Here is a 25,038-nt window from a genome sequence, read left to right on the forward strand (position 1 = left end):
TTGACAGCTTTTTCGGGCCCTTGCTATAAAGCGGCACGCCATTTTCAACAGGCCACCCAGCGCTCGTTACACACGCTTTTCATTACATACTTAGAAACAAACTCAATAGAGAAATAAGGGGACTTAGAGTGAACAAGTCGGAACTGATTGACGCTATCGCCGCATCCGCTGACATCCCGAAAGCTGTTGCCGGCCGTGCGCTGGACGCAGTAATTGACTCCGTGACCGGTGCCCTGAAAGCAGGCGACGACGTCGTTCTGGTTGGCTTCGGTACCTTCTCGGTCAAAGAGCGCGCCGAGCGCACCGGCCGCAACCCGCAAACCGGCAAGGCGATCAAGATCGCTGCCGCCAAGGTTCCAGGTTTCAAGGCTGGTAAAGGCCTGAAAGACGCCGTCAACTAAGTCGTCTCTTTCAGCCGGCCCAGGTTTCGGCCAGGGTCGACCGCGTGACGGGCGGGTTCGCAAACGTTCCCGCTGGTACGCAAGCTTCGAAAAGGGCGCATCCACTGGATGCGCCTTTTTTCTATCAGGATTCTACCCACGCTCCGCGGTTGTCGACGCAGTGGTACAGCCGTTTCTGGGGGACGCATGCTGCAGAATATCAGGGACAATTCACAAGGTTGGATTGCCAAGACCATTATCGGCCTCATCGTCGTGCTGATGGCATTGACCGGTTTCGAGGCCATCTTCCAGGCCGCAACCCACAGCCAGGACGCCGCCAAGGTAAACGGCCAGACCATCAGCCAGAACGAGCTGAGCCAGGCCGTGGACATGCAGCGCCGCCAGCTGATGCAACAGCTGGGCAAGGACTTCGACCCTGCGCTGCTGGATGAAAAGATGCTGCGCGAGGCTGCGCTCAAGGGGCTGATCGATCGCAAACTGCTGTTGCAGGGCGCCGAGGATGCCAAGTTCGCTTTCTCCGAAGCTGCACTGGACCAACTGATCCTGCAGACGCCTGAGTTCCAGGTCGACGGCAAGTTCAGTGCCGAGCGTTTCGATTCGGTCATCCGCCAGATGGGCTACGGCCGCATGCAGTTCCGCGAGATGCTCGCTCAGGAAATGCTCATCGGCCAGTTGCGCACCGGCCTTGCCGGCAGCAGCTTCGTCACCGACAAGCAAGTTGAAGCGTTCGCCCGCCTGGAGAAGCAGACCCGTGATTTCGCCGCCCTGACCTTCAAGGCCGACCCGGCTGCGGTCAAGGTCAGCGACGACGAGGTGAAGGCCCACTACGACCAGCACGCCAAGGAATTCATGACCCCCGACCAGGTGGTCATTGATTACATCGAGCTGAAGAAGTCGGCCTTCTTCGACCAGGTCAAGGTCAACGACGACGAACTCAAGGCGTTGTACGACAAGGAAATCGCCAACCTGGGCGAGCAGCGCCATGCTGCGCACATCCTCATCGAAGTCAACGACAAGGCCAACGATGCCCAGGCCAAGGCCCGCATCGAAGAAATCCAGCAGCGCCTGAACAAGGGCGAGGATTTTGCCAAGCTGGCCAAGGAGTTCTCTCAGGACCCAGGCTCTGCCAACACCGGCGGTGACCTTGGCTTTGCAGGCCCGGGCGTGTATGACCCGGCCTTCGAGGACGCGCTGTACAAGCTGAACAAGGATCAGGTTTCCGCCCCGGTGCGTACCGAGTTCGGTTACCACCTGATCAAGCTGCTCGGCGTCGAAGCGCCGGATGTACCTAGCTTCGCCAGCCTGAAGGACAAGCTGACCCACGAGCTGAAAACCCAGCAAGTGGAGCAGCGCTTCGTCGAGGCCACCAAGCAGCTTGAGGATGCCGCGTTCGAAGCCTCCGACCTGGGGCAGCCGGCTCAGGACCTTGGCCTGAAAGTGCAGACCTCTGCGGCATTCGGCCGTGAGGGCGGCCAGGGCATTACCGCCAATCGTGCGGTAATCCAGGCCGCCTTCAGTGAAGAAGTGCTGGAGGAGGGCGCCAACAGCAACGGCATCGAACTGGACCCGGAGACCGTGGTCGTACTGCGCGTCAAAGAACATCGCAAGCCCGAGCAATTGCCGCTCGAAGCCGTGGCCAAGAACATCAGCGAGCATCTGGCCAAGGAGAAGGCGACTGCCGAGCTCAAGGGCAAGGCTGACAAGCTGATTGCCGGCCTGCGTGACGGTTCGATCAAGGCAGCAAGCCAGAGCTGGAAGGTCCAGGAAGCCGCTACCCGTGGCCAGGACGGCATCGACCCTGCCGAGCTGCAGGCGGTGTTCCGCCTGGGCAAGCCGGCGTCCAAGGACCAGCCGGTGTACGGCAGCGTGGTGCTGGGCGACGGTAGCCTGGTGGTGTTGCAGCTCAAGGGTGTCAACGAGGGCGCTGCCGCCACCGACGAGGAGAAGGCGCAGATCCGTCGCTACCTCGCTTCGCGTGCCGGTTCGCAGGACTTCGCGGCCTACCGTAAATGGCTGGAAAGCAGCGCCGACATCACCCGCTACTGAGTGATGCAGCAATGACGAAACAGGCCGCGTATGCGGCCTGTTTCGTTTCTGCTGCGGGGGCCTCTAACGGTGCACCCCTTCATGGCTGTCCAGCGTATCCCGGGCAATCTCGCGCCCCAGTGCGATCAGTTCAGGCGCCTTGTAGAACTCGAAGAACCGGCATACCCGCTTGGGCACGTTGATCAGCACATCCGGCGGGTAACCGGCGATCTTGTACTGCGCCAGTGAGGTCTGCATCACCTCGAAGCTCTGGTTGATCAGGTCGAGCAGTGAAGCAGGGCCGACGTTATCGATGATGAACGAGCCGGTCGCGGACTTTGGCGCGCCTTCGGTCTCGGGCGCCGCGGCGGGCTGCTGGCCCTGTGGTCCGGCGCTTTCGCCCAGCCAGGGGTTGGGCGGGGTCAGGCCGTCGGCGGTGATTTCCTGTTCGATGCGCATCAGCTCCTCAGCGGGTTTGCGGCGAAACGGCAGGTGCGAGCCGAGCGAGCTGATCAGTGAGTCGAAGCGCATCTTGAAGGCCGCCGGGCGTTCGATCACCGGCAACTGGTACTGCTTCTGGTTGGTGGCGTTGAGGTTGACCGCAATGATCAGGTCGCAGTGGCTGGACACCACCGGCACGATCGGCAGCGGGTTGAGGATGCCGCCATCGACCAGCATGCGATTGCCTTGCATGACCGGGGTGAATAGGCTGGGGATCGCCGCCGAGGCGCGCATCGCCTGATGCAGGCAGCCTTCCTGGAACCAGATTTCTTGCTGGTTGGTAAGGTCGGTGGCCACTGCCGTGTAGGGGATGCGCAGTTGCTCGATGTTGATTTCGCCAACGATCTTGCGGATCTGCCCGAACACCTTGTCGCCACGGATTGCCCCCAGGCGAAAGCTGACATCCACCAGCCGCAGCACGTCCAGGTAGTCCAGGCTTTCGATCCAGCTGCGGTATTCGTCGAGTTTGCCGGCGGCGTAGATGCCCCCGATCACCGCACCCATGGAGCACCCTGCAATACAGGCGATTTCATAGCCGCGACGCTCGATTTCTTCGATCACGCCGATGTGCGCGTACCCCCGGGCACCGCCCGAGCCGAGCACCAATGCCACGCGTTTGCTCATGGTCTTCCCCCTGCGTATTGTGCAACCACGGCCCAACAATGCACCCAATGTGGCCTGTGCTTCAATGTAGCCCGCACTGGGCTACGCTGAGCAGGCAACTTTCTGCTCGCCGTGCCGTCGAACGACCACTTTTTCACCTTTGAGGTAACACCGATGAAAGCCTGGATCACCCTTCCTCTGATTGTCCTGGCCTTGGCCGGTTGCGCGGGCAAGACGGCCTATCGCGACAGTTGCGGGACCCAGCTCGATGCTGCGTGGAAGGAACTCGACCTGGCCAAGGCCGAAGGCTTCGCCGGTACTGTCAGCTATTCCAAGGCACTGTCACTGCTGACCGGGGCCAAGACCCAGCAGCAGTTCGAAGCGTTCGAAGGCTGTACCCGCAAAGCCGAGAAGGCGCGCTTCTATATTCGTGAATCCCGCGCCGGGCGTTGACCGAGGAACACGCCATGTCCGCCATGCTCGACCATGTGGTTTTCCAGGTGCTGACGCTGCAGGTAAGGTTGCTGGCCTGCCGTGAGCGGCTGGCTGCCGATACCGACAGCGAGGCGCTGCATGACCTGCGTATCGCCTTGCGGCGTCTGCGCAGCCTCATGCGTCCGCTGCGTGGCTTGCCGGGGGTGGAGCAACTGGAGGGCGCGGCGCAGGCGCTGGGAACCTTGACCACGCCGCTGCGTGACCGCGAGGTGCTGGCGGCGCAGCTCATCCAGCGCGGGCACCTGCAGGCCGGTCAGCGCCGCCTGGAGGGCAGGGCGCGTACGTTCGCCAGCGTGGCGCGTAGCCCCCAGCTTGCGCGCGTACTGGCGATTCTCGACGTGTTCCCGCTGTTCCTGCGTGCGGCCGACCGTGAAGGGTTGGTGCCGCGGCTGGAGCGGCGTGTCGACAGGCGCCTGGTCAAGCAGTGGCGTACCTTGGCGCAGGCGCTGGAAGATCCGGCCCACGACCGGCATCGCTTGCGCTTGTTGATCAAGCGCGTGCGCTACGGTGACGAGGCTTACCCGCAGCTCGATCACGCCGGCAAGCAGCTGCAAAGGCTGTTGAAGAAAGCCCAGGGCGACCTGGGCGACTGGCATGACCGTTTTCAATGGTTGCTGCAAGTGCGCGAGCACAGCGACCTGGCAGGCTGCAAGGTGGCCTGGGAGCACGAACTGCATGCCGCCGAACGCACCTCTGATATCACCCTCGAGGTGTTGCGCAAGGCCGTGGCGCGCCGATAGCCCGGCAAATGACCGATATACGGGCTGCCGCACCTGCGGAGGCTGGTTAAGATCGGGACTTTTGCGCAGGAGCCAGGGCACATGAACTTCACCGAATTGTTGGCGGCAGCACGCCTGCACCCTGAAGCGGTCAGTGTGCCGCCCAGCTGGGCGCAGGGGCGGGCGGTGTTTGGCGGCCTTATGGCCGCGATGGTGCACGAGGCTATGCGGCAGAAACTGGCTGACGACCGCCCGGTGCGTTCGCTGGCCATCACCTTTGTCGGGCCGGCGGCGCCGGATGTACCGATCAGCCTGGAAGTGGAGGTGCTGCGCGAGGGCAAGGCCGTCTGTACCCTGCTTGGTCGTGCCGTGCAGGGCGGCCAGGTGGTGACGCTGGTGCAGGGCAGTTTCGGCGCTGGCAGGCCTTCGGTGGTCGCGGTCGATGCGCAACCCCCGACGGCGATCAAACCGTTGCAGCAGGCAGCGCCAGAGTTGCCGTACATCAAAGGGATGACCCCGGAATTCATGCGTCACGTGGCGCTGCGTTGGGCTATCGGTGGGCTGCCGTTCAGCGGCAACGATTCACGCCACATGGGCGGCTGGGTGCGTCTGCGTGACGTGCCCGATGCTCCCCTTGAGGTGGCGCATCTGTTGGCCCTGGTCGATGCCTGGCCGCCCAGCCTGATGCCGTTCCTGAAGCAGCCAGCCGCAGGTAGCACCTTGACCTGGACCATCGAATTCGTCCAACCCACGCCACGGCTTTCGACGCAGGACTGGTGTGGCTATTGCGTGGAGACCGAGTATGCGCGGGATGGTTATGGGCATGCTGCAGCCCGCCTGTGGACGGCTGACGGCGAGCTGTTGGCATTGAGTCGGCAGACGGTGACCGTGTTCGCTTGAGGCTGCTGGGTGCCTGATGTGTGCGCTCAATCTCGATGCTTGTGCCGCTCACGCCAGGCGCGCCACCAGGCGCCGCTCAGCACGAACCGCGGGAAGGTGATGAACTGCTCGGTGAGCAGGCGTTGCACGGCGTCCTTGCGGTTGGCGAAGGGTTCCGGTTGTTCGGCCTCCAGTCGATGCCCCTGGCGTTGCAGACCAAGGCCGGCGATCAGGGCGATGATGCCGACGGCGATCTGCGACAGGTCCAGGGCGAACAGCCCCGAGAGCACCAGAAGCGCACCCAGGATGAACAGCGGCACGGCAATCAGGTGCAGCACCAGGTTGGCGGGGTGGCGGTGATTATGGTGGTAGCCGCGCCATTGCCAGGCGGGCAGGTTGGGCAGTCGCTTGCTCATGGGCAGTTCCTCATGGAGATGCCCAAAGTCTAGTGCGGCCCCCGGGAGGGGGCCAATCGAGCCTGGCTATGCTGGCAATAGCTAGAGCTAGAGCTTGAGCTGGCCGATGGCCTTGCTCAATTCGCCAGCCAGGGTCGCCAGCTCGCTGCTGGTGGTAGCTGAGCCCACGGTTTGCTGCACGGTCTGCTCGGTGACGTCACGGATGCTTACCACCGCGCGGTTCATTTCTTCGGCCACTTGGCTCTGTTGCTCGGCAGCCACCGCGATCTGGGTATTGTTCTCGCGCATCTGCGCCACGGCACGGGTGATCTCGGCGAGGGCCTCGCCAGCTTCCTGGGCCTGCTTGACGCAGTCGTCGGCCTTGTACGAACTCTCCTGCATGAAGTCCACGGCATCACGGGTGCCGGCCTGCAGGTCGGCGACCATGGTGGTGATCTCGTCGGTGGAGGTTTGCACGCGCTTGGCCAGATTGCGCACTTCGTCGGCGACCACCGCGAAGCCGCGGCCCAGGTCGCCGGCACGGGCGGCCTCGATGGCGGCATTGAGGGCGAGCAGGTTGGTCTGTTCGGCGATGCTGTGGATCACCCCGACCACCCCGTTGATCTTCTGGCTGTCATCGGCCAGTTGGCGGATCATCTCGGCGGTCTGCTGCACACCGCTGGACAGCCCGGCAATCGAGTCCTGGACCCGGCTGACCACGGCCTGGCCGCTGCCGGCGAGGCCGTCGGCGCTCTGCGACAAGTCGCGGGTGGCACCGGCATGCTCGGCGATGTGGTGCACGGTGGCGGTCATCTCGTTGATCGCCGTGGCGGCCTGGTCGGTCTCGCTCTGCTGGCCGATCATGCCGTGGCGCACTTCGTCCATGCTCCCGGCCAGGCGCGCAGCACCCGAGTCGAGCTGCGCAGCGGTGCGCGCGACAGTGCTGACCACGCGGTGGTAGGTGGCCTGCATGGCGTTGAACGCGCCGGCCATCTGCCCGACTTCGTCGCCACAGGCCAGCGGCACCCGGGCCGAGAGGTCGCCAGTTTTTTCCACGTGCAGCATCACGTCCTTCAACGTATTGAGCTGGCTGAGCAGGAAGCGGATCAACAACTGCGAAGCGCAGAGCATGGCCAGCATCAGCACCAGCACGCACACCGCATAGTTGCCGAAACGGTCGAAGAACACCTGGCGCAGGCTAGGCGCCTGGGCCAGCACGGCCAGGTGTCGATCGCCCTGGCGCAACACCTGGGCCCCCAGCACAGGGTTGTTACCTGCGATCCAGGCGCCGGGCAGCTCGACCCAGCCCTGGGCATCACGCAAGGCTTCGAGGGGTTCGCCTGCAAATTCAGGAGTCTGTCCGCTGCCCCAGGTAATCAGCCCAGGCTGGTCCGGAAGGTCTTTTTCGGCGGGCCAGGCGGCCAGCAATTCGGCCTGGCGCTGGGCCAGGGCCTGCGCGCCCGAAGCGCGCGCCTGCTGCTCCAGTGACACTGCATACAGCACCAGCAGCAGGGTGGTGACGAAGGCCACTGCGTTGACGGCCCAGAACTTGTACTTCAGGGAAATATTGCTAAGCCAGGCACCCATGGTAGGTCTTCTCTGAGTTGGCGGAAACATTGTTGGCAAGGTGCCATCATTGTGCCCGCCAAGGCCAGGACCCTCCTTGATATGCGTCAAGAAACCACAGGCAGCCCGAAGAACGCCTGCGCGCAGGCGGTGGTGTGGGCTGCGGTGGACTCGACGGTTTCGCCGCGATGCAGAGCCACCTCGCGCAGTACTTCGGGTAGATACGCCGGCTCGTTGCGGCCGTTTTTCGGTTTTGGCCGCAGGCTGCGCGGCAGCAGGTAGGGCGCGTCGCTCTCCAGCATCAGGCGGCCTGTCGGGATGTTGCCGACCAGCGGATGCAGATGAGTACCGCGGCGCTCGTCGCAGATCCAGCCAGTGATGCCGATGTGCAGGTCGAGGTCGAGGTAGGCGAACAGCGCCTCGCGCTCGCCGGTAAAACAATGCACCACGGCGGCGCTCAGTTGGTCGCGGTAGCCCTTGAGGATTGCCAGCAGGCGCTCGCTGGCGTCGCGTTCGTGGAGGAACACCGGCAGGCGCAGCTCGACGGCCAGGGCCAGTTGGGCTTCCAGGGCTTTTTCCTGCTCCGGGCGAGGGGAGAAGTCGCGGTTGAAGTCCAGCCCGCATTCGCCGACGGCGCGCACCCGCGGTTGTTCGAGCAAGTGGCGCAACTGGCGCTCGCTGTCGCTGGTCCAGCTCTTGGCATCATGGGGGTGTACACCGGCGGTGCTGAACAGGCGCTGGCCTTGCTCATCCAGGCGCTGGCACAGTTCAAGGGCTTCTTCACTGACGCTCAGGCTGGTGCCGGTCAGCACCATCTGCGCCACGCCGGCCTGCACGGCGCGCTCGACCACAGCCGCCTGCTGGTCATGGAAACTGCTGTTGGTCAGGTTGACGCCGATATCGATCAATTGCATGGTGCTACCTCGTGCCGCGGGGCGGCCAGCATAGCAAAAACCGGGAAATCACGAAAAAACCAAGAACTTCAAACGTTTGCCGTGGTCTTTTGCCGTCAGTCATCACGGATCGATCATTGCACATGGTGCCCGCCAACCGCCCTCGGACCTCTTCCTCCATGCTGCGAACCCTGCTGACGACCTTGATGATGTTCGGGCTGCTGGCCGCCGGGCCGGCCACTGCGCGCGAGCCGGGGCCCCAGCAGCATGTGCCCGCCGGCCAGGCCCGCGACTTGGCGCAGATCCGCTCCAGCCAGGTGCTGCGGGTGCTGGTCAACCAGAGCCGCAACAGCTCCGGCGAGGTCAAGGGCGAACCGGTGGGCGTCGAGTACTACCGGCTGCGCGCCCTCGAGCACGCGCTCAATGCCCGGGTCGCCGACAATCAGCAAGTCACCTTGAAAATCATCCCGCGGGCCAAGGAGCAATTGCTCGGTGCCTTGCAGCGGGGTGAAGGCGACCTGGCCGCGCCAGGCGAGCTGCTCGATCCTGCCGGGGTGCGTGGCGTCGAGGCGAGTGCCCCGGTGCTTGACCAGGTGCCGCTGCTGCTGGTCGGGCGCAAGGGCGAGCGCAGCTACAGCCGGGCCGAGCAGTTGTCCGGGCGTACCATCGCCCTGACCAGTGCCAGCGCTGCCGGGGCCGCGATCGAGGCGATCAACCAACGCCTGGCGCTGCGCAAGCAAGCCCCGATCAAGGTGGAGTGGGTTGACCCGACCCTGGCGGTGGAGGATGTGCTGGAGATGGTCCAGGCCGGTATTTATCCGCTGACCGTGGTGGAGCGGCCCATCGCCCAACGCTGGGCGCGGGTGATGCCGCGCCTGCGCCTGGACAGCAAGCTGCAGCTGGCCCAACCGCAAGCACTGCGCTGGTATGTGCGCCCTGATGCGCCGATGCTGCGGGCGGCAGTGGATCGCTTCCTCGCCACTTACCGTGCCCCGGACAACCAGGATGCCGCCTTCGAACGCATCTACCGGCGCCAGTACCGGGTCCACAATCCGCTGGCGCGCCAGGACCGGCAACGCCTGGAGTCGTTGCGCCCGGTCCTGCAGAAGCATGCCGGTGACCAGCAGTTCGACTGGCTGAACCTGGCGGCCCTGGCATTCAAGGAGTCCACCCTCGACCCCAAGGCGCGTGGCACGGGCGGGGCCCATGGGTTGATGCAGATCACTCCGTCGGCGGCGCAGCGGGTGGGGGTGAGTAACACCGCCACGGTTGATGGCAATGTCCAGGCCAGTGCCCGCTATCTGGCGTTGATCCGCCGCAAGTTCTTCGCCAGCCCGCAACTCAACGAGCGCGAGCGCATGGCGTTCATCCTGGCGGCCTACAACCTCGGCCCGGAGCGGGTTCAGGCCATGCGCGCCGAAGCGCGGCGGCGCGGGCTCAACGGCAATCAGTGGTTCTTCCAGACCGAGCGCATCGCCATGGAACAAGTGGGGATGGGGCCGGTGAACTTCGTCAACAGTGTCAACAAGTACTACCTGGCGTTCAATCGTGAACGCGCTTCCCTGGAGCGGCTGGCCAGGCGCTGACAAATCTAAATAATCGATAGTTATTACACGATTATTGCGATTTTTTTATTCGATCAATCGATTAAGATGGCGCTCATCCAACACCTACCCGCTTAAACAAGGAAGCAACAACATGAACAACACCCTCAAAGCCCTGTTCGTTACCCGTGCCGGCTTCGGCCTGAGCGTCGTGCGCATCCTGGTCGGCGTCATCTTCATGGCCCATGGCGCACAGAAACTGTTCGGTCTGTTTGGTGGCTACGGCCTCGAAGGCACCGGCCAGTGGATGGAGAGCATCGGCCTGGCGCCTGGCTACCTGATGGCCTTGCTGTCGGGCAGCGCCGAGTTCTTCGGCGGCCTGGCCCTGGTGGTCGGCCTGCTGGCCCGCCCGGCGGCACTAGCGCTGAGTGTGACCCTGGTGGTGGCGATCTTCTCGGTGCACATCAACAACGGCCTGTTCATGTCCAACAACGGCTATGAGTTCGCCCTGGCGCTGCTGGCAGGCAGTGTGGCGGTGCTGATCGAAGGTGCGGGTCGCTTCTCGCTGGATCGTCTGATCGCACGTTGACTCAAGCTGCAAGCTCCCAGCCGCAAGGTGCAAGTTGATCGCATTCATCAACTTGCACCTTGCGGCTTGAAACTTGGAGCTCATCCCTCTAGCATACCGACTGCGCCGATTTAAACAGCTACTTGCGGGGCGCAGGACAACCCTCCCAGGTCATCCGAAATACCGCTAAAGCGCTGGTTCGGTGACGCCTCCCACCGCTGCCCAGCGGGATCAGCGAGGCGGAGAAAAACTCCATGAGTTGTCCACGTACCAGTGTTTGTTTGACCCCCCTGGCCAAAGACCAGGCGTCCCGCACCCCGCGCATTCTGCTCGGTGGCCAGCATCAGCCTACGCTCCTGCGCAACCTTGACGGTTTTTCCCGTCGCAAGGGCCAGGCCCGGGCTTTCCTCATCCAGTTCTTCGAAACCTGCACCCAGCTTGGCGAGTACGCCAACGACCGTTTCGATCTGGCCGTGATCCAGGCGCCGGCCGCCGAGGATGCCGCCGAGGTTATCGGCCAGCTCACGCGCATCGCCCGCCAGGGGCTGATCACGCGCGCCTGATCGGCGTGCAAAACCCGCAGGTTTTTCGCTAAGCTCGGTCACTCGGTGGGCGCCTGGCGCCCGCTGCAGATGCACTGAGGAGACAGCCGCTTGAGTACCAACATCATCACCACCGAAGGTCATGCCGCCCTGAAGCAGGAGCTTGATCATCTGTGGCGGGTCTATCGCCCGGAGATTACCCAGAAGGTCGCCTGGGCGGCGTCGCTGGGCGATCGCAGCGAGAACGCCGACTACCAGTACAACAAGAAGCTGCTGCGCGAGATCGATCGGCGCGTGCGCTACCTGCGCAAGCGCCTGGAAGACGTCAAGGTCGTGGCCTATTCACCCGAGCAGGAAGGCAAGGTGTTCTTCGGTGCCTGGGTGGAGATCGAGAACGACGACAGCGAGCAGTTGACCTTCCGTGTCGTCGGCTATGACGAGATCCATGGGCGTAACGACTACATCTCCATTGACTCGCCCATGGCCCGCGCCCTGCTCAAGAAGCAGGAAGGTGACGAGGTGCTGGTGCAGACGCCTACCGGCGAGGCGACCTGGTACATCAATCGCATCAGCTACAGGCCGTAGCCGTCTCATCAGAAGCCGGGGGCTGCGTGGCAGGCCCCAGGCCCCTCAGAGCATTCAGCCTTCCCGCAGTACCGCCAGCGGGCTGGCGTTGAGCGCACGCCGCGTGCCGATCACCCCGGCGCCCCCCACCAGCACCGCGCCTGCCAGTGGCAGCCCCAGCAGCCAAAGGTGCGGCGCCCAGTGCAGATCGAAGGCATAGCGGTACAGCGCCCAGGTGATCAGCTCGCAACCCACTGCGGCGAGCAGGCCGCTGACGGCACCCAGCAATCCGAACTCGATACGCCGGGCCTTGACCAGCAGCGGTCTTGCCGCCCCCAGGGCGCGTAGCAGGGCGCCCTGGCGGATGCGTTCGTCGAGGGTTGCCTGCAGGCCTGCGAACAGCACCGCCAGCCCCGCTGCCAGCACGAACAACAGCACATACTCCACCGCCAGCGTCACCTGGGCGAGGATGCTGCGCAGCTGGCCGAGCAGGGCGTCGACCTGGAGGATGGTCGCTGCCGGGAATGCCCGTGACAGCGCGACGATTTCCTGATCATGGCCTGGGGCAAGGTAGAAGCTGGTCAGGTAAGTGGCGGGCAAGCCCTGCAGTGTCCCGGGCTGGAAGATCATGTAGAAGTTGGGCTGAAAACTGTCCCAGTGCACCGTGCGCAGGCTGCTGACCCTGGCCTGACGCTGCTGGCCACCGATGTCGAAGGTCAGCAGGTCGCCCAGTTGCAGGTTGAGGCTCTGCGCCAGCTCCGCCTCTACCGAAACGCCAGGTATGGCAGCGTCTTGCGGCGCCTGTTGCCACCAGTTGCCGGCGCTCAGCGCGTTGCCCTGCGGCAGCTCGGCAGCCCATGTCAGGCTGAGGTCGCGCTGGATCGCCCGCTCGCCGGTGGACTCCTTGCTCACCAACTGGCGTACCGGCTGCTCGTTGATGTGGGTGAGGCGGCCGGGGATTACCGGATACAGCGGTGCGGAGGTCGCGTTGATCTGCGCCAGACGCTCAATGAATGGCTGGCGTTCATCAGGCAGGATGTTCAGGGCGAAATGGTTGGGGGCATCCTTGGGCAGTTGTGCCTGCCAGTTGTCGAGCAGCTCCGCGCGCAGCAGCGCCACCAGGCCCATGGCCAGCAGGATCAGGCCGAAGGCCAGGGCCTGGCCGGCAGCTGCCAGTGGATGACGCAACAGCTGGCCCAGCCCCAGGCGCCAGGCCAGCGGCGCACCGGCCAAGAGCTGGCGCAGGCTGCGCAAACCGAGCAGCAGCAGGCCGCCGAGCAGCAGTGCGGCGATCAAACCGCCCCCCAGCAGGGCGAAGGTGAGCAGCAGGTCGAGGCTCAGGCGCCACATGATCAGGCCCAGGGCGAGCAGGGCTGCGCCATACACCAGCCAGCTACTGGTTGGCGTGGGCAGCAGGTCGCGGCGCAGCACCCGCAAGGGCGGCACGCGGCCGAGGGCGGCCAGTGGTGGCAGGGCGAAACCGGCCAGCGCCACCAGCCCGGTGCCGATCCCGGCCAGCGCGGGCGCGAGGCCGCCGGGGGGCAGTTGGCTGGGCAGCAGGCCTTCGAGCAGGCGGAACAGGCCCAGTTGGGCGAGCCAGCCGAGCAGGGCGCCGCCGAGGGCCGCGACTGTGCCGAGCATGGCCAGCTGCAGGCTGTACAGCCCCAGTGCCTGGTGCCGCGACAGACCGAGGCAGCGCAGCAATGCGCTGGCGTCCAGGCGCCGGGCGGCGTAACGGCTGGCCGACAGGGCCACGGCGACACCGGCCAGCAGCACGGCCACCAGGCTGGCCATGTTCAGGTAGCGCTCGGCCTTGCCCAGCGCCCCGCCGATCTGACGGTTGCCATCACGGGTGTCGAGCAGGCGCTGATTGGCTGCCAGGCTGGCTTCGGCGGTTTTGCGGTACTGGGCCAGGGCATCGATGTCGCCTCGCCACAGCTCCCGGTAGCTGACCCGGCTGCCAGGCTGGATCACTCCGGTGGCCTCGAGGTCGGCAAGGTTCATCAGCACCCGCGGGGTGAGGCTATAGAAGTTGTTGGCGCGGTCTGGCTCGTAGGTCAGTACGCGGCTCATGCGCAGGGTCTTCATGCCCACATCGATGCTGTCGCCCACCGACAGCCCGAGCGCCGCCAGCAGGCGTGGCTCGACCCAGGCTTCGCCGGGTGCCGGGCCACCACCGGGCGTTTCTGTGGCATAGGGTGCGGCGGCGCTGCGCAACTGGCCGCGCAAGGGGTAGGCGGCGTCGGCGGCCTTGATGCTCGACAGCTGAATGCCGTTGTCGCCGCCGACCACGCTGGTGAACTCCACCACCTGGGCGTGGCGCAGGCCCAGTACGGTGCCATCGGCTATTTGCTGAGCCGTTGCCGGCGCGCTGCCTTGCAGCACCAGGTCGGCGCCGAGGAATTCACTGGCTCGCAACTGCATCGCGCCATTGAGGCGGCTGCCGAAGTAGCCGATGGCGGTACTCGCCGCCACTGCCACCAGCAAGGCGAAGAACAGCACGCGCACTTCGCTGGCGCGGGCATCGCGTAGCAACTGGCGCAGCGAGAGCGCACATAGGCGCAGCAAGGGCAGGCGGGTCATCAGGGCTCCAGGGGCGCGACCAAGCGGCCGGCATCCAGGCGGATCAGGCGGCGGCAGCGGCTGGCCAGCCGCTCGTCGTGGGTGACCAGTACCAGCGTGGTGCCGCGCTCCTGGTTCAGTTCGAACAGCAGGTCGCTGATGCGCTCGCCGGTGTGGCTGTCGAGGTTGCCGGTGGGTTCATCGGCAAACAGCACCGCAGGTTGCGCGGCGAACGCGCGGGCGATCGCCACCCGTTGCTGTTCGCCGCCGGAAAGCTGGCGTGGGGTGTGGCTCAAGCGTTTGCCCAGGCCGACCCGCTCGAGCAGGCTGCGGGCGTGCTCGCGGGCATCGCGACGGCCATCGAGCTCCAGCGGCAGCATCACGTTCTCCAGGGCATTGAGGCTGTCGAGCAACTGGAATGACTGAAAGACAAAGCCGACCTGTTCGGCGCGTACCCGGGCGCGCTGGTCTTCATCGAGCGGGCCGAGGTCGTGGCCGGCCAGGATGACCTTGCCGGCGCTGGGGCGATCGAGCCCGGCGAGCAGGCCGAGGAGGGTGGATTTGCCGGAGCCGGAAGCGCCGACGATGGCCAGGCTGTCGCCTTGGGCAAGGTCGAGGGAGAGTGCGTGGAGGATGGTCAGGTCGCCTTCCGCGCTGGGGACCACTTTGCTAAGGTTCTGCGCAACGAGAATGCTGGGGCCCATGGAGAATCCGATGCGAATGTGGTGGTTGAGTGCCGGCCTGGCCCTGTGTTGCCTGGCCCAGGGCGCGGTGGCGGGAACGGTGCTGGTCGTCGGCGATAGTATCAGCGCCGGTTTTGGCCTGGATACCCGCCAGGGGTGGGTCGCACTCCTGCAGCAGCGTCTGCAGCACGAGGGTTTTGACGATCAGGTGGTCAATGCTTCGATCAGCGGCGACACCAGTGCCGGTGGCCAGGCGCGGCTGCCGGCGCTGCTTGCAGCGCACAAGCCGGGGCTGGTGGTGCTGGAGCTGGGGGGTAATGACGGCCTGCGCGGGCAGCCTCCCCAGCAATTGCAACAAAATCTTGCCTCGATGATCGATGATGCCCGTGAGGCGGGTGCAAAGGTCGTATTGCTGGGCATGCGCCTGCCGCCCAATTATGGCGTGCGCTACACGACGGCCTTCGCCCAGGTGTACGAGAAACTGGCCGGCGAGAAAAACGTGGCGCTGGTACCGTTCTTCCTCGAGGGTATCGGTGGGGTGCCTGAGATGATGCAGGCCGATGGTATTCATCCCGCCCAGGGGGCCCAGCAGCGGTTGCTGGAAAATGCCTGGCCGACGATAAAACCCTTGCTGTGACGCTTTTATCGGGGGCCGCTTTCGGCTAATGTTGCGCCCCCCGATTCGAGTGTCCCCGATGCCCCGCCCCGCCTGGTCCCTGTACGCCTATCAACTGATCGAGCCTGACGAGCAGCTCGACCTGTTCGCCTGCCAGGAGATCCGCGTGCACCTGGCGGCCCGCCAGCTGGAGCTGGGTGTGCCGGCCGACCGTACCCTGTGCGGCGGATTGTTGCCGGCGCAACCACGCTGGTCGGTGGTGGAACGCGCCATCTACCGCGACGAGCGCCTGTGCGCGCTGTGCAAGGCCATCCTTGATGCCCAGCGCCACGGCATGCGTCCGGTCTGGCCGGAACTCTGAGCACCTTTCATCATCTGAAACGCTTGCCCGCCGCCAGTGCCTCCCGCTGGCCGGTGCACAGGTGTACAATCGACTCCCTTGACTGACCTTTCGAAGGATTTACCGGATGTTGCCGCGCTTTCCCGCCGTCACCCGTAGCCTGTCCCTGGCCGCCCTGCTGGTAGCCGGCCCCGCCGTTGCGTTGGAACTGCCGTTGCCCCCTCCTGGTGAAGACGTCGTCGGCCAGGTTCGGGTGATCAAGGCCAAGTACGAAGACACCTTCGCCGACATCGGTACTGCCAACGACCTGGGCTACCTCGAAATGATCGCCGCCAACCCGGGCGTCGACCCCTGGTTGCCGGGCGCCGGTACCGAGATCATCCTGCCCACGCGCTACATCCTGCCGCCCGGGCCGCGTGAAGGCATTGTCATCAACCTCGCCGAGTACCGCCTCTACTACTACCCGAAAGGGCAAAACGTGGTGCACACCTTCCCGCTGGGTATCGGCCGCGAAGGTTGGGGTTCGCCGATTGCCAATACCCGCATCACCGCCAAGACTCCTAATCCGACCTGGACGCCACCTGCCTCCATTCGCAAGGAGCACGCTGCCGATGGCGATATCCTGCCCGCAGTGGTCCCGGCCGGCCCGGACAACCCGCTGGGGCCGTTCAAGTTCACCTTGGGCGTGCCGGGCTACCTGATCCACGGTTCGAACAAGAAGTTCGGTATTGGCATGCGCACCAGTCACGGTTGCTTCCGCATGCTCAATAACAACGTGTTGACACTGTCGAAGATGGTCCCGGTAAACACGTCGGTTCGCATCATCAACGAGCCTTACAAGTTCGGCGTCAGTGGCGGCAAAGTCTATCTCGAGGCGCACACGCCGCTGGATGACCAAGGCAACCCGTCGGTGGTCGACAAGCACACTGCAGTCATCAATGCGCTGCTCAAGCGTGAGGACCTGGCCAACAACTTGCGCATGAACTGGGACATGGTGCGTGATGTGGTTGCCGCCGAAGATGGCATGCCGGTTGAAATCGCCGTACCGGTCAATGGTGGTGCCGCACCGGTGGTCTCGAGCATTCCAGCCGAACTGCAGTAAGCCATTCGCGACTCGTGTAGAGGCCTGCCTTAGTGCAGGCCTTTTCGTTTGTGCGCAGTGCCTTTCATCAGGCAATAAAAAAGCCGACCCACAAGTGGGTCGGCTTCTTAACAATCCGTGAGGATTATTACTTGCGGCTGGCTTTGTCCAGCATACGCAGAGCGCGCTCGTTGGCTTCGTCAGCGGTTTGCTGAGCCTTCTGAGCAGCTGCCAGAGCGTCGTCAGCTTTGCGGTAGGCTTCGTCTGCACGAGCCTGGGCGCGAGCTGCTGCGTCTTCGGTAGCGGTCAGGCGAGCTTCAGTTTCTTTGGAGACGCTGCTGCAACCGGTAGCCAGAACTGCGGCCAGGGCCAGAGCAGAGAATTTCAGAACGTTGTTCATCGTGTTCCCCTTCAAGGACTTTCTATTTAAATAGCCATCTCTCGGAAAAGAGAAACTGGCCGGCGTACATAGTACCCATTACTTGTAGTAAGTAAACTGACAGAGCGCAAGAACTGCAAAAAAAATGTCGCGAGCGGGCAGCAGTGACGGGTTCTGCAGGCCATCTGTGAAAATTGTGTGAGACGCACGCAAGCGATTGTAGGGCGGGAACTTTTTTGTTGAACTAAGGGTGACTTCAACTGTCGGTGAGCGTCTTAGCCCAAAGAGCATTCGGCGCGTATCATGCTACCAGGCCATTGTGGCAAAACCGCGCTGTTGGATTTTCAGTCCGGCCGCTTGAGCAACCCCGCATGTGCCGCCTACTATTTGTAGGTGCCCAGGGTCAGAACGATCAAGGTCGTGCAACTGTCCAAGAGGCCAGAGGTGGCGCAGAGGTTCCCCGCCGGAAACAAACACATCGGTAAGGTATGGGTCTGCCGACAAGACCTGCGAGGAGTAGTGATGAGCGAGACGCTGACCATCCACCATGACCAGGCGGGTCATCAATTCGAGACCAATGTGGACGGTCACCGGGCGTACCTCACGTACATGGACCTGGGCAAGCAGACGCTGGACATCTACCGCACCTTCGTGCCCAACGCCCTGCGCGGGCGCGGCATCGCCGCCGCCTTGACCGAAAAGGCACTGGAGTACGCCGAGCAGATGGGTTACACCGTCATCCCGTCCTGTTCGTACGTCGAGCGTTACATGGAGCGTCAGCAGCGTCACTCGAGCAAGGCCTGAAAACCTCACCGTACACATGAAAACGCCGGGCATTGCCCGGCGTTTTCATGTGCGCAAGGTTTAGCCGCGCTGGCGCTGCGGCAGCACATCCTTGAGCTTGGCGTGCATGCTGCGCAGGGTTTTTTCGGTAGCCGCCCAGTCAATGCAGGCGTCGGTCACGGAAACGCCATACTGCAGCTCGTCCAGGTTCTTCGGAATAGCCTGGCAGCCCCAGTTCAGGTGGCTCTCGACCATCAGGCCGATGATCGACTGGTTGCCTTCGAGGATCTGGTTGGCCACGTTCTCCATGACCAGCGGCTGCAGGGCCGGGTCCTTGTTGGAGTTGGCGTGGCTGCAGTCGACCATGATGTTGGCCTTGATCTTCGCCTTGGCCAGGTCCTGCTCGCACAGGGCGACGCTGACCGAATCGTAGTTGGGCTTGCCGTTGCCGCCGCGCAGTACCACGTGGCCATAGGCGTTGCCTTTGGTGGTGACGATCGACACGCCACCCTCCTGGTTGATCCCCAGGAAGCGGTGCGGCTTGGAGACCGACTGCAAGGCGTTGATCGCCACGGTCAGGCCGCCGTCGGTGCCGTTCTTGAAGCCGACCGCCGAAGACAGGCCCGAAGCCATTTCGCGGTGAGTCTGCGATTCGGTGGTGCGTGCGCCGATAGCCGACCAGCTGATCAGGTCCTGCAGGTACTGCGGGGAGATCGGGTCCAGTGCTTCGGTGGCGGTGGGCAGGCCCATTTCGGCGAGATCGAGCAGCAGCTTGCGGCCGATGTGCAGGCCGTCCTGGATCTTGAACGAGTCGTCCAGGTACGGGTCGTTGATCAGGCCTTTCCAGCCTACGGTGGTGCGCGGCTTCTCGAAGTACACGCGCATCACCAGGTACAGGGTGTCCGAGACTTCCTCGGCCAGTACTTTCAGGCGCTCGGCATATTCATGGGCAGCCTTGATGTCATGGATGGAGCACGGGCCTACCACTACGAACAGGCGGTGGTCCTTGCCGTCGAGGATATTGCGCACCACTTCGCGGCCGGCAGTCACGGTCTGCAGGGCTTTGGCGCTGAGAGGGATTTCCTTCTTGAGCTGATCAGGGGTGATCAAGGTCTCGTTGGAGGCAACGTTCAAGTCATCGATCGGTAAATCAGCCATCGTGTTACTCGTCAGGTCACGGGTGCCGGCCGCCAGCAATCCCCGTGCGGCCCAGCAGCAGATTGTTCGCAGCGGGGAGGCCGAACCTTAACGCGTTAGCGGGGGCGGGACAATGGGCTGGGGCCCGTCGATACTGGGTTTTTGCGGGTGGAACGGTGATTCAGGGGGATGTGGCGCCCAGGCTGGCCTCGGAAAAGGCCTCGGCATGCAGGCTGATCCACTGCGCGGCCAATTGTTGCGCCGCGCTGCTGTCAAGGTCGGCCTGGGCGTGCTCCAGGCAATAGTGCTGGATCTGGCAGGCCTGCTCGCCCATGCGTGCACCGAACAGCGCCTGGCTGTCGGTGAAGGCCACGCCCACTCGATAGCCCTGATCAAGCCGTTGGCACCAGGCGACATAGCCGGGGTAATGTGCATCCAGTCCCAGTGACGGGATCAGCACCTCGACGGCGGTGCCGCGACGGTAAGCGCGTGGCTGGTTGCAGGCGATGCCGCCGAGGCCCTGAGTGTAGAGGTGGCGACGAAACAGGCTGGATGTGGGGCGAAGGGTGAGTTCGACCGGGATGTCATCCGGATGAGGCAGGTATCCGCACATGCTCGACTCCGTGTCGATTATTTGACCTTCTTTGCCCCAGTATAGTGAGGGATCGAAAACCGGCTGATTTACGTGCTAAAAACCGACGAACACACACGAAGGAGAGCAGGCATGCAGCTTCGCAATACTCGCATCGGCATCATTGGCAGCGGGGCCATTGGTGGCTTTTATGGCCTGATGCTGGCCCGTGCCGGCTTCGATGTGCATTTCTTGCTGCGCAGCGAGTACGCCACGGTGCGCGAGCACGGGCTGACACTTGACAGCGCGCTGCACGGCCAGTTGCATCAGCAGGTCCAGGCCTACGCCAGTGCTGCCGACATGCCGCCGTGCGATTGGCTGCTGGTGGGCGCCAAGGCCACCAGCAATGCTGAGCTGGCGCCGTCGATCGTGCAGGCGGCGGCGCCCGGCGCCAAGGTGGTATTGCTGCAGAACGGCCTGGGGGTGGAAGAGCAGCTGCGCCCGGCACTGCGCCCGGACATGCACTTGCTAGGCGGCCTGTGCTTCATCTGCGTGAATCGCGAACGCCCAGGGGTAATCCGTCATCAGGCTCTGGGTGCGGTCAATCTCGGCTACCACAGTGGGCCGGCGCAAGATGCCGGGTTGGCGGTGGTGGAAGAGGGTGCCGAGCTGTTCCGCGCAGCCGGGATCGACTCGCAGGCCATGCTCGACCTCAACCAGGCGCGCTGGCAGAAGCTGGTGTGGAACGTGCCGTACAACGGTCTCTCGGTGCTGCTCAAGGCCAGCACCACACCGCTGATGAGCGATCCTGACAGTCGGGTGTTGATCCAGGCCTTGATGGCCGAAGTGGTCGAAGGTGCTCGGGCGTGCGGGCAGGTGTTGCCGGACGGCTACGCCGAGCACCTGTTCCGGGTCACCGAGCAGATGCCGGACTACTGGCCGAGCATGTATCACGACCACGCCGCACAGCGGCCGCTGGAGTTGCAGGCTATCTATGCCGAGCCGCTGGCAAGGGCGCATGCCGCCGGTTGCCGACTGCCGCGGATCGAGGCATTGCATCAGGCGCTGGCCTTCATCGACCGACGCAACCGGCTAGCTTGAGCACCCCTGCGGCCCGCGCCGGACGGCAAAGCGGCGCCCGGTGGCGCTGCTAAGCTCAACCTTGCTCTGCCGTAGCGGCAGTCGAGGAGGCCGAATGATCCGCACCATGCTGTACGCCACCGACCTCGGTGTGTACGCACCTTTCGTCATGCAGCACGCCCTGGCCCTGGCGCGCACCTTCAACGCAGAGCTGTACGTGATCCACGCAGTCGAGCCCATGGGCCAGTTTGCCGAATCCCTGCTACAGAGTTACCTCGATGAGCAAACCCTGGACGCGCTGCACAGCGAAGGGGTCAACACGGTGATGGCTACTATCGAGCAGCGGGTGCTGGAGAATTTTCGTGATGAGCTTGGCGAGGAGGCCGACCTGGCCCTGATAAAGGCGGTGCGGGTACGCCAGGGTGACCCGGCGCAGGTCATCCTTGAACAGGCGCATCGCCTGAGTGTCGACCTGCTGATTTTTGGCAGCCACAGCGCCGGGGCGGGCGTTGGGGTGCCGATTGGTCGCACGGCAGTACGCCTGCTGCAGTTGTCGTCGGTGCCCGTGTACATGGTGCCGCTGGCACAGCACCTTGGACGTAGGAAAACGGAAGGTAGAGAGTAGGTAGTTTCGGGCAAAAGTAACAAAATAGTTCTAGATTTATTTCCCAAGCCACTAATATAGTTATAACTCGTCGCTGCCAGTGCGCCGGTGGCCTACCGTCTTTGAGGGATATCTATGAAGCTTCAACAACTGCGCTACATCTGGGAAGTGGCGCACCATGACCTCAACGTTTCCGCGACGGCGCAAAGCCTGTACACCTCCCAGCCCGGTATCAGCAAACAGATCCGCCTGCTCGAGGACGAGTTGGGTGTCGAAGTCTTCGCCCGCAGCGGCAAGCACCTGACCCGTGTCACGCCGGCCGGTGAACGCATCATCAATACCGCCGGCGAAATCCTGCGCAAGGTCGAGAGCATCAAGCAGATCGCCCAGGAATTTTCCAACGAGAAGAAGGGCACCCTGTCGATCGCCACTACCCACACGCAAGCGCGTTATGCGCTGCCGCCGGTGATCAGCAATTTCATCAAGCAGTACCCTGAAGTTGCCCTGCACATGCACCAGGGCTCGCCGATGCAGATCGCCGAGATGGCTGCCGACGGCACCGTCGATTTCGCCATAGCCACTGAGGCGCTTGAGCTGTTCGGCGACCTGATCATGATGCCGTGCTACAAGTGGAACCGCTGTGTGGTGGTGCCTCAGGGGCACCCGCTGACCAAATTGCCGAAGCTCACCCTGGAAGCGGTGGCCGAGTATCCGATCGTTACCTATGTGTTCGGTTTCACTGGCCGCTCCAAGCTCGACGAAGCCTTCAACCACCGCGGCCTCACGCCCAAAGTGGTGTTCACAGCCGCCGACGCCGACGTGATCAAGACATACGTGCGCCTGGGTCTGGGCGTAGGTATCGTGGCCAAGATGGCGGTCGATCCCAAGCTCGACAGCGACCTGGTGTGTCTGGATGCCAGCGAACTGTTCGAAGCCAGCATTACCAAGATCGGCTTCCGCCGCGGCACGTTCCTGCGCGGCTTCATGTGCGACTTCATCGAGAAGTTCGCCCCGCACCTGACCCGCGAAGTCATGGCCAAGGCCATCCAGTGCCACAACAAGCAGGAACTCGAAGAGCTGTTCGAGGGCGTTGAGCTGCCAGTGCACTGACAGCAGCCGGAAGCTTCAAGCTGCAAGCTACAAGAAAGAGCAGTCCGTACGCGGTCTGCTCTTTTTTCTTGTCGCTTGCAGCTTGAGACTTGCCGCTCTTTTCAAGCCTTGCTGATCAGGTTGCCTGCGTGCAGCCCGCATTCTTTCTGCGTCGACTCTTCCCACCACCAACGCCCTTCGCGCTCGTGCTGGTTGGGCAGTACGGGGCGGGTGCACGGCTCGCAGCCGATGCTGATGAAGCCGCGCTCATGCAGGCTGTTGTACGGCAGCTCGAGCATGCGGATATAGCCCCAGACTTCCTCGCTGCTCATCTGCGCCAGCGGGTTGAACTTGTACAGCGTGCGTTCCGGGGTGGAGAAGGCGCCGTCGATCTCCAGGGCTGCCACCTGGCTGCGGGTGCCCGGGCTCTGGTCGCGGCGCTGGCCGGTGGCCCAGGCGCTGACCGTGGCCAGCTTGCGGCGCAGCGGCTCGATCTTGCGGATACCGCAGCATTCGCCGTGGCCGTCCTTGTAGAAGCTGAACAGGCCCTTTTGCTTGACGAAGGGGTCGAGCTTGTCGCGGTCCGGGCTGAGGATTTCGATCGGCAGGTTGTAGTGCTCGCGCACCTGGTCGATGAAGCGGTAGGTTTCCGGGTGCAGGCGCCCGGTGTCGAGGCTGAATACCTTGACCTGCTTGTTCAGTTTCCAGGCCATGTCCACCAGCACCACGTCTTCGGCGCCGCTGAACGAGATCCACAGGTCGTCGCCGAAGTGTTCGAAGGCGAGCTTGAGGATCTCCTGCGGGGACTTGCTGGCATAGGTCGCGGCCAGGGCGGCGACGTCGAAGGGTTGGCTCATCAGGCGGTTTCCATCGTGTGAGTGGCGCTGTGCGCTCGTAGTAAGCGGATGGTAACAAAAAATGGCGGGGTAGACCTGTCGCCCCGCGATGCTTTACAGGCCCTGCAAGGTCTCCATCAGCACCCGCACCTTGGCGATCGACTCTTCGTACTCGGCCTGCCAGTCGGAGTCGGCCACCACCGCGCCGCCACCCCAGCAACTGACCTGGCCGTCCTTGACCAGCAGGCTGCGAATGGCGATGGAACTGTCCATCTCGCCGCGCACGTCGATGTACAGCAGCGAGCCGCAATACAGCGCCCGGCGGGCGGGCTCCAGCTCATCGATGATCTGCATCGCCCGGATTTTCGGCGCGCCGGTGATCGAGCCGCCCGGGAAGCTGCCGCCAATCAGGTCGAGTGCGTCCTTGCCGGGTGCCAGGCGCCCGGTGACGCTGCTGACCAGGTGATGGACATTGGGGTAGCTCTCCAGGCTGAACAGCTCCGGCACCCTCACCGAGCCGATCTGGCAGGTGCGGCCGATATCGTTGCGCAGCAGATCGACGATCATCAGGTTCTCTGAGCGATCCTTGGGGCTGGCCAGCAATTCGGCAGCGTTGCGCGCATCTGCCAGCGGGTCGGCGTTGCGCGGCCGGGTGCCCTTGATCGGGCGGGTTTCGACATCACCCTGGCTGACGCGTACGAAGCGCTCCGGAGAAAAGCTCAGCAGCGCCGTGCCGGCGTCCAGCTGCTGATAGCCGGAAAACGGTGTCGGGCAGGCGGCGCGAAGGGCCTGGTAGGCGTGCCACGGGTCGCCCTGGCAGGGGGCGCGGAAGCGTTGGGTCAAGTTGATCTGGTAGCAGTCGCCCGCCTGGATGTACTGCTGGACCTTGTCGAAGGCCGAGCGGTATTGCCCAGGTGACAGGTCACCTGCCATGGGCGCGAGCAGCTTGAATTCGCCGCTGTCGGCCTGGTCGGGTGCTTCGAACAGCTGGACCAGGCGCTGGCGTTCAGCGGCTTGCAGGCTGGGGTGAAACACCAGTTGGCTGGTGCGCGCATGATGGTCGCTGACCAGTGCCCAGGCATACAGGCCGAGCTGCGCTTCCAGCAGCCCCAGGTCGTCGATCGCAAGCGTGGGCAGTTGCTCCAGGCGGCGGCCGAAATCGTAGCTCAGGTAGCCGATCAGGCCGCCGGCGAAGGGCAGTTCCACGCCTTCGGGCAATTGCGCCGTTCCCAGTTCCGCCAAGGCACTGCGTAGCCGCTGCAGGTACATCTGGCCCGACTCTGCCGTTTGCGCTTGCAGTTGCTCCAGCGGCCAGGCGCTGAGCAGGTCGAAGCGCCCACGTTCGGCGTTGGGGCGGGCGCTGTCGAGCAAGATCGCGCCGGGTGCTGCGCGCAGGCGTGCGAAATAGTGCGCGGGGTCGGGCTGGTAGGGCAGGGGATGGAGTGTACAGGTCGGCATCAGAATGGACGGCGATGAAAAAGCGAGGAGGGCGATTGTAGACCTGTGTAGGAAATGCGCCTAGCACTGCTGGCGACATTCACATGTTGTGCAGAGGCGTTGGATGGCATCGTGGGAGCGGGCT

The 25,038-nt window shown here is 63.8% G+C and carries 27 protein-coding genes; 16 read left to right on the forward strand and 11 right to left on the reverse strand.

Annotated features, from left to right (window positions below):
- Nucleotides 1–128: 128 nt before the first annotated feature.
- Together hupB and LOY51_RS09825 are read left to right on the forward strand one after the other, a co-directional pair.
- Nucleotides 129–401, forward strand: a complete 273-nt coding sequence (hupB, locus tag LOY51_RS09820) for a nucleoid-associated protein HU-beta (RefSeq protein WP_054892387.1) — start codon at nucleotides 129–131, stop codon at nucleotides 399–401.
- 186 nt (nucleotides 402–587) lie between these two features.
- Nucleotides 588–2,447 carry a SurA N-terminal domain-containing protein gene (locus LOY51_RS09825; RefSeq protein ID WP_258645967.1) on the forward strand — a complete coding sequence of 620 codons (1,860 nt, stop codon included), beginning with the start codon at nucleotides 588–590 and terminating at the stop codon, nucleotides 2,445–2,447.
- 63 nt (nucleotides 2,448–2,510) lie between these two features.
- Here the strand turns inward: LOY51_RS09825 and LOY51_RS09830 are convergent, their stop codons facing one another.
- Nucleotides 2,511–3,551 carry a patatin-like phospholipase family protein gene (locus LOY51_RS09830; RefSeq protein WP_258645970.1) on the reverse strand — a complete coding sequence of 347 codons (1,041 nt, stop codon included), beginning with the start codon at nucleotides 3,549–3,551 and terminating at the stop codon, nucleotides 2,511–2,513.
- Nucleotides 3,552–3,704: 153 nt separating this feature from the next.
- On the opposite strand from LOY51_RS09830, the gene LOY51_RS09835 reads away from it, so the two are divergent.
- The 3 genes from LOY51_RS09835 (at nucleotide 3,705) to LOY51_RS09845 (ending at nucleotide 5,644) form a co-directional block, all read left to right on the forward strand.
- On the forward strand, nucleotides 3,705–3,983 hold the full coding sequence (locus LOY51_RS09835; protein ID WP_125463469.1) for a hypothetical protein: 279 nt from the start codon (nucleotides 3,705–3,707) through the stop codon (nucleotides 3,981–3,983).
- A 14-nt stretch (nucleotides 3,984–3,997) separates the two neighbouring features.
- Nucleotides 3,998–4,765 carry a CHAD domain-containing protein gene (locus LOY51_RS09840; protein WP_258645973.1) on the forward strand — a complete coding sequence of 256 codons (768 nt, stop codon included), beginning with the start codon at nucleotides 3,998–4,000 and terminating at the stop codon, nucleotides 4,763–4,765.
- 81 nt (nucleotides 4,766–4,846) lie between these two features.
- Nucleotides 4,847–5,644: an acyl-CoA thioesterase gene (locus tag LOY51_RS09845; RefSeq protein ID WP_258645976.1), complete on the forward strand. Its 798-nt coding sequence runs from the start codon at nucleotides 4,847–4,849 to the stop codon at nucleotides 5,642–5,644.
- Nucleotides 5,645–5,670: 26 nt separating this feature from the next.
- Here the strand turns inward: LOY51_RS09845 and LOY51_RS09850 are convergent, their stop codons facing one another.
- From LOY51_RS09850 to LOY51_RS09860, 3 genes are all read right to left on the reverse strand, one after another.
- On the reverse strand, nucleotides 5,671–6,039 hold the full coding sequence (locus tag LOY51_RS09850; protein WP_258645978.1) for an Mpo1-like protein: 369 nt from the start codon (nucleotides 6,037–6,039) through the stop codon (nucleotides 5,671–5,673).
- Nucleotides 6,040–6,126: 87 nt separating this feature from the next.
- Entirely contained in the window at nucleotides 6,127–7,605 is a 1,479-nt protein-coding gene (locus tag LOY51_RS09855; protein ID WP_258645981.1) for a methyl-accepting chemotaxis protein, read from the reverse strand.
- An 86-nt stretch (nucleotides 7,606–7,691) separates the two neighbouring features.
- Entirely contained in the window at nucleotides 7,692–8,498 is an 807-nt protein-coding gene (locus LOY51_RS09860; RefSeq protein ID WP_125858126.1) for a TatD family hydrolase, read from the reverse strand.
- A gap of 158 nt (nucleotides 8,499–8,656) precedes the next feature.
- Between LOY51_RS09860 and LOY51_RS09865 the strand changes: the two genes are divergently transcribed.
- The 4 genes from LOY51_RS09865 (at nucleotide 8,657) to greB (ending at nucleotide 11,716) form a co-directional block, all read left to right on the forward strand.
- Nucleotides 8,657–10,063, forward strand: coding sequence for an MltF family protein (locus LOY51_RS09865; protein ID WP_258645985.1), 1,407 nt, complete (start codon nucleotides 8,657–8,659; stop codon nucleotides 10,061–10,063).
- Nucleotides 10,064–10,175: 112 nt separating this feature from the next.
- Nucleotides 10,176–10,610, forward strand: coding sequence for a DoxX family protein (locus LOY51_RS09870; RefSeq protein WP_110994343.1), 435 nt, complete (start codon nucleotides 10,176–10,178; stop codon nucleotides 10,608–10,610).
- 233 nt (nucleotides 10,611–10,843) lie between these two features.
- Nucleotides 10,844–11,152, forward strand: a complete 309-nt coding sequence (locus tag LOY51_RS09875; RefSeq protein ID WP_110994342.1) for a hypothetical protein — start codon at nucleotides 10,844–10,846, stop codon at nucleotides 11,150–11,152.
- A 90-nt stretch (nucleotides 11,153–11,242) separates the two neighbouring features.
- Nucleotides 11,243–11,716 carry a transcription elongation factor GreB gene (gene greB, locus LOY51_RS09880; protein WP_125463476.1) on the forward strand — a complete coding sequence of 158 codons (474 nt, stop codon included), beginning with the start codon at nucleotides 11,243–11,245 and terminating at the stop codon, nucleotides 11,714–11,716.
- A 54-nt stretch (nucleotides 11,717–11,770) separates the two neighbouring features.
- Here greB and LOY51_RS09885 read toward each other — a convergent pair whose 3' ends face one another.
- Together LOY51_RS09885 and LOY51_RS09890 are read right to left on the reverse strand one after the other, a co-directional pair.
- Nucleotides 11,771–14,278: an ABC transporter permease gene (locus LOY51_RS09885; protein WP_258645988.1), complete on the reverse strand. Its 2,508-nt coding sequence runs from the start codon at nucleotides 14,276–14,278 to the stop codon at nucleotides 11,771–11,773.
- Nucleotides 14,278–14,961 carry an ABC transporter ATP-binding protein gene (locus LOY51_RS09890; RefSeq protein ID WP_258645990.1) on the reverse strand — a complete coding sequence of 228 codons (684 nt, stop codon included), beginning with the start codon at nucleotides 14,959–14,961 and terminating at the stop codon, nucleotides 14,278–14,280. Before LOY51_RS09890 ends, LOY51_RS09885 begins: the two co-directional genes overlap by 1 nt.
- Before the next feature lie 10 nt (nucleotides 14,962–14,971).
- Between LOY51_RS09890 and LOY51_RS09895 the strand changes: the two genes are divergently transcribed.
- The 3 genes from LOY51_RS09895 to LOY51_RS09905 all read left to right on the forward strand — a co-directional run bounded on the left by LOY51_RS09895 (nucleotide 14,972) and on the right by LOY51_RS09905 (nucleotide 16,998).
- A complete protein-coding gene (locus LOY51_RS09895; RefSeq protein ID WP_125463479.1) occupies nucleotides 14,972–15,577 on the forward strand; it encodes an arylesterase in 606 nt (201 codons plus the stop codon).
- 58 nt (nucleotides 15,578–15,635) lie between these two features.
- Nucleotides 15,636–15,917, forward strand: coding sequence for a hypothetical protein (locus tag LOY51_RS09900; protein WP_125463480.1), 282 nt, complete (start codon nucleotides 15,636–15,638; stop codon nucleotides 15,915–15,917).
- 106 nt (nucleotides 15,918–16,023) lie between these two features.
- Nucleotides 16,024–16,998, forward strand: coding sequence for a L,D-transpeptidase family protein (locus LOY51_RS09905; RefSeq protein WP_125858131.1), 975 nt, complete (start codon nucleotides 16,024–16,026; stop codon nucleotides 16,996–16,998).
- A gap of 127 nt (nucleotides 16,999–17,125) precedes the next feature.
- On the opposite strand, the gene oprI is transcribed toward LOY51_RS09905, so the two are convergent.
- A complete protein-coding gene (gene oprI / locus LOY51_RS09910; RefSeq protein ID WP_003259780.1) occupies nucleotides 17,126–17,377 on the reverse strand; it encodes an outer membrane lipoprotei OprI in 252 nt (83 codons plus the stop codon).
- Nucleotides 17,378–17,878: 501 nt separating this feature from the next.
- Between oprI and LOY51_RS09915 the strand changes: the two genes are divergently transcribed.
- The gene (locus LOY51_RS09915) at nucleotides 17,879–18,160 is read left to right on the forward strand and encodes a GNAT family N-acetyltransferase (RefSeq protein ID WP_110994199.1); all 282 of its coding nucleotides are present in this window, start codon (nucleotides 17,879–17,881) and stop codon (nucleotides 18,158–18,160) included.
- Between the two features lie 60 nt (nucleotides 18,161–18,220).
- Here LOY51_RS09915 and LOY51_RS09920 read toward each other — a convergent pair whose 3' ends face one another.
- Nucleotides 18,221–19,297 carry a 3-deoxy-7-phosphoheptulonate synthase gene (locus LOY51_RS09920; RefSeq protein ID WP_125463482.1) on the reverse strand — a complete coding sequence of 359 codons (1,077 nt, stop codon included), beginning with the start codon at nucleotides 19,295–19,297 and terminating at the stop codon, nucleotides 18,221–18,223.
- Nucleotides 19,298–19,457: 160 nt separating this feature from the next.
- Nucleotides 19,458–19,889, reverse strand: a complete 432-nt coding sequence (locus LOY51_RS09925) for a PilZ domain-containing protein (RefSeq protein ID WP_125858132.1) — start codon at nucleotides 19,887–19,889, stop codon at nucleotides 19,458–19,460.
- A 111-nt stretch (nucleotides 19,890–20,000) separates the two neighbouring features.
- On the opposite strand from LOY51_RS09925, the gene LOY51_RS09930 reads away from it, so the two are divergent.
- From LOY51_RS09930 to cysB, 3 genes are all read left to right on the forward strand, one after another.
- Nucleotides 20,001–20,948, forward strand: coding sequence for a putative 2-dehydropantoate 2-reductase (locus tag LOY51_RS09930; protein WP_258645993.1), 948 nt, complete (start codon nucleotides 20,001–20,003; stop codon nucleotides 20,946–20,948).
- Nucleotides 20,949–21,042: 94 nt separating this feature from the next.
- A complete protein-coding gene (locus tag LOY51_RS09935) occupies nucleotides 21,043–21,552 on the forward strand; it encodes a universal stress protein (RefSeq protein WP_125463485.1) in 510 nt (169 codons plus the stop codon).
- A gap of 114 nt (nucleotides 21,553–21,666) precedes the next feature.
- Nucleotides 21,667–22,641: an HTH-type transcriptional regulator CysB gene (gene cysB / locus LOY51_RS09940; protein ID WP_011533140.1), complete on the forward strand. Its 975-nt coding sequence runs from the start codon at nucleotides 21,667–21,669 to the stop codon at nucleotides 22,639–22,641.
- 101 nt (nucleotides 22,642–22,742) lie between these two features.
- Here the strand turns inward: cysB and LOY51_RS09945 are convergent, their stop codons facing one another.
- Nucleotides 22,743–23,477: a phosphoadenylyl-sulfate reductase gene (locus tag LOY51_RS09945; RefSeq protein WP_110994204.1), complete on the reverse strand. Its 735-nt coding sequence runs from the start codon at nucleotides 23,475–23,477 to the stop codon at nucleotides 22,743–22,745.
- A gap of 93 nt (nucleotides 23,478–23,570) precedes the next feature.
- Nucleotides 23,571–24,914 (reverse strand): aminodeoxychorismate synthase component I, encoded by a 1,344-nt coding sequence (pabB, locus tag LOY51_RS09950; RefSeq protein WP_258645994.1) that lies wholly within the window; start codon nucleotides 24,912–24,914, stop codon nucleotides 23,571–23,573.
- Nucleotides 24,915–25,038 lie beyond the last annotated feature (124 nt).

The sequence above is a fragment of the Pseudomonas sichuanensis genome, assembly GCF_024749065.1.
Taxonomy (GTDB): Bacteria; Pseudomonadota; Gammaproteobacteria; order Pseudomonadales; family Pseudomonadaceae; genus Aquipseudomonas; species Aquipseudomonas sichuanensis.

What these genes read in the sequence shown, in the direction of transcription:
- LOY51_RS09830 (WP_258645970.1), bottom strand. Translation starts at nt 3,551, where the DNA reads ATGAGCAAACGCGTGGCATTGGTGCTCGGCTCGGGCGGTGCCCGGGGG.
- pabB (WP_258645994.1), bottom strand. Translation starts at nt 24,914, where the DNA reads ATGCCGACCTGTACACTCCATCCCCTGCCCTACCAGCCCGACCCCGCG.
- LOY51_RS09840 (WP_258645973.1), top strand. Translation starts at nt 3,998, where the DNA reads ATGTCCGCCATGCTCGACCATGTGGTTTTCCAGGTGCTGACGCTGCAG.
- LOY51_RS09920 (WP_125463482.1), bottom strand. Translation starts at nt 19,297, where the DNA reads ATGGCTGATTTACCGATCGATGACTTGAACGTTGCCTCCAACGAGACC.
- cysB (WP_011533140.1), top strand. Translation starts at nt 21,667, where the DNA reads ATGAAGCTTCAACAACTGCGCTACATCTGGGAAGTGGCGCACCATGAC.
- LOY51_RS09875 (WP_110994342.1), top strand. Translation starts at nt 10,844, where the DNA reads ATGAGTTGTCCACGTACCAGTGTTTGTTTGACCCCCCTGGCCAAAGAC.
- LOY51_RS09895 (WP_125463479.1), top strand. Translation starts at nt 14,972, where the DNA reads ATGCGAATGTGGTGGTTGAGTGCCGGCCTGGCCCTGTGTTGCCTGGCC.
- LOY51_RS09825 (WP_258645967.1), top strand. Translation starts at nt 588, where the DNA reads ATGCTGCAGAATATCAGGGACAATTCACAAGGTTGGATTGCCAAGACC.
- oprI (WP_003259780.1), bottom strand. Translation starts at nt 17,377, where the DNA reads ATGAACAACGTTCTGAAATTCTCTGCTCTGGCCCTGGCCGCAGTTCTG.
- LOY51_RS09930 (WP_258645993.1), top strand. Translation starts at nt 20,001, where the DNA reads ATGCAGCTTCGCAATACTCGCATCGGCATCATTGGCAGCGGGGCCATT.
- LOY51_RS09915 (WP_110994199.1), top strand. Translation starts at nt 17,879, where the DNA reads ATGAGCGAGACGCTGACCATCCACCATGACCAGGCGGGTCATCAATTC.
- LOY51_RS09935 (WP_125463485.1), top strand. Translation starts at nt 21,043, where the DNA reads ATGATCCGCACCATGCTGTACGCCACCGACCTCGGTGTGTACGCACCT.
- LOY51_RS09855 (WP_258645981.1), bottom strand. Translation starts at nt 7,605, where the DNA reads ATGGGTGCCTGGCTTAGCAATATTTCCCTGAAGTACAAGTTCTGGGCC.
- LOY51_RS09870 (WP_110994343.1), top strand. Translation starts at nt 10,176, where the DNA reads ATGAACAACACCCTCAAAGCCCTGTTCGTTACCCGTGCCGGCTTCGGC.
- LOY51_RS09900 (WP_125463480.1), top strand. Translation starts at nt 15,636, where the DNA reads ATGCCCCGCCCCGCCTGGTCCCTGTACGCCTATCAACTGATCGAGCCT.
- LOY51_RS09860 (WP_125858126.1), bottom strand. Translation starts at nt 8,498, where the DNA reads ATGCAATTGATCGATATCGGCGTCAACCTGACCAACAGCAGTTTCCAT.
- LOY51_RS09890 (WP_258645990.1), bottom strand. Translation starts at nt 14,961, where the DNA reads ATGGGCCCCAGCATTCTCGTTGCGCAGAACCTTAGCAAAGTGGTCCCC.
- LOY51_RS09865 (WP_258645985.1), top strand. Translation starts at nt 8,657, where the DNA reads ATGCTGCGAACCCTGCTGACGACCTTGATGATGTTCGGGCTGCTGGCC.
- LOY51_RS09850 (WP_258645978.1), bottom strand. Translation starts at nt 6,039, where the DNA reads ATGAGCAAGCGACTGCCCAACCTGCCCGCCTGGCAATGGCGCGGCTAC.
- LOY51_RS09945 (WP_110994204.1), bottom strand. Translation starts at nt 23,477, where the DNA reads ATGAGCCAACCCTTCGACGTCGCCGCCCTGGCCGCGACCTATGCCAGC.
- LOY51_RS09905 (WP_125858131.1), top strand. Translation starts at nt 16,024, where the DNA reads ATGTTGCCGCGCTTTCCCGCCGTCACCCGTAGCCTGTCCCTGGCCGCC.
- LOY51_RS09835 (WP_125463469.1), top strand. Translation starts at nt 3,705, where the DNA reads ATGAAAGCCTGGATCACCCTTCCTCTGATTGTCCTGGCCTTGGCCGGT.
- LOY51_RS09885 (WP_258645988.1), bottom strand. Translation starts at nt 14,278, where the DNA reads ATGACCCGCCTGCCCTTGCTGCGCCTATGTGCGCTCTCGCTGCGCCAG.
- LOY51_RS09845 (WP_258645976.1), top strand. Translation starts at nt 4,847, where the DNA reads ATGAACTTCACCGAATTGTTGGCGGCAGCACGCCTGCACCCTGAAGCG.
- LOY51_RS09925 (WP_125858132.1), bottom strand. Translation starts at nt 19,889, where the DNA reads ATGTGCGGATACCTGCCTCATCCGGATGACATCCCGGTCGAACTCACC.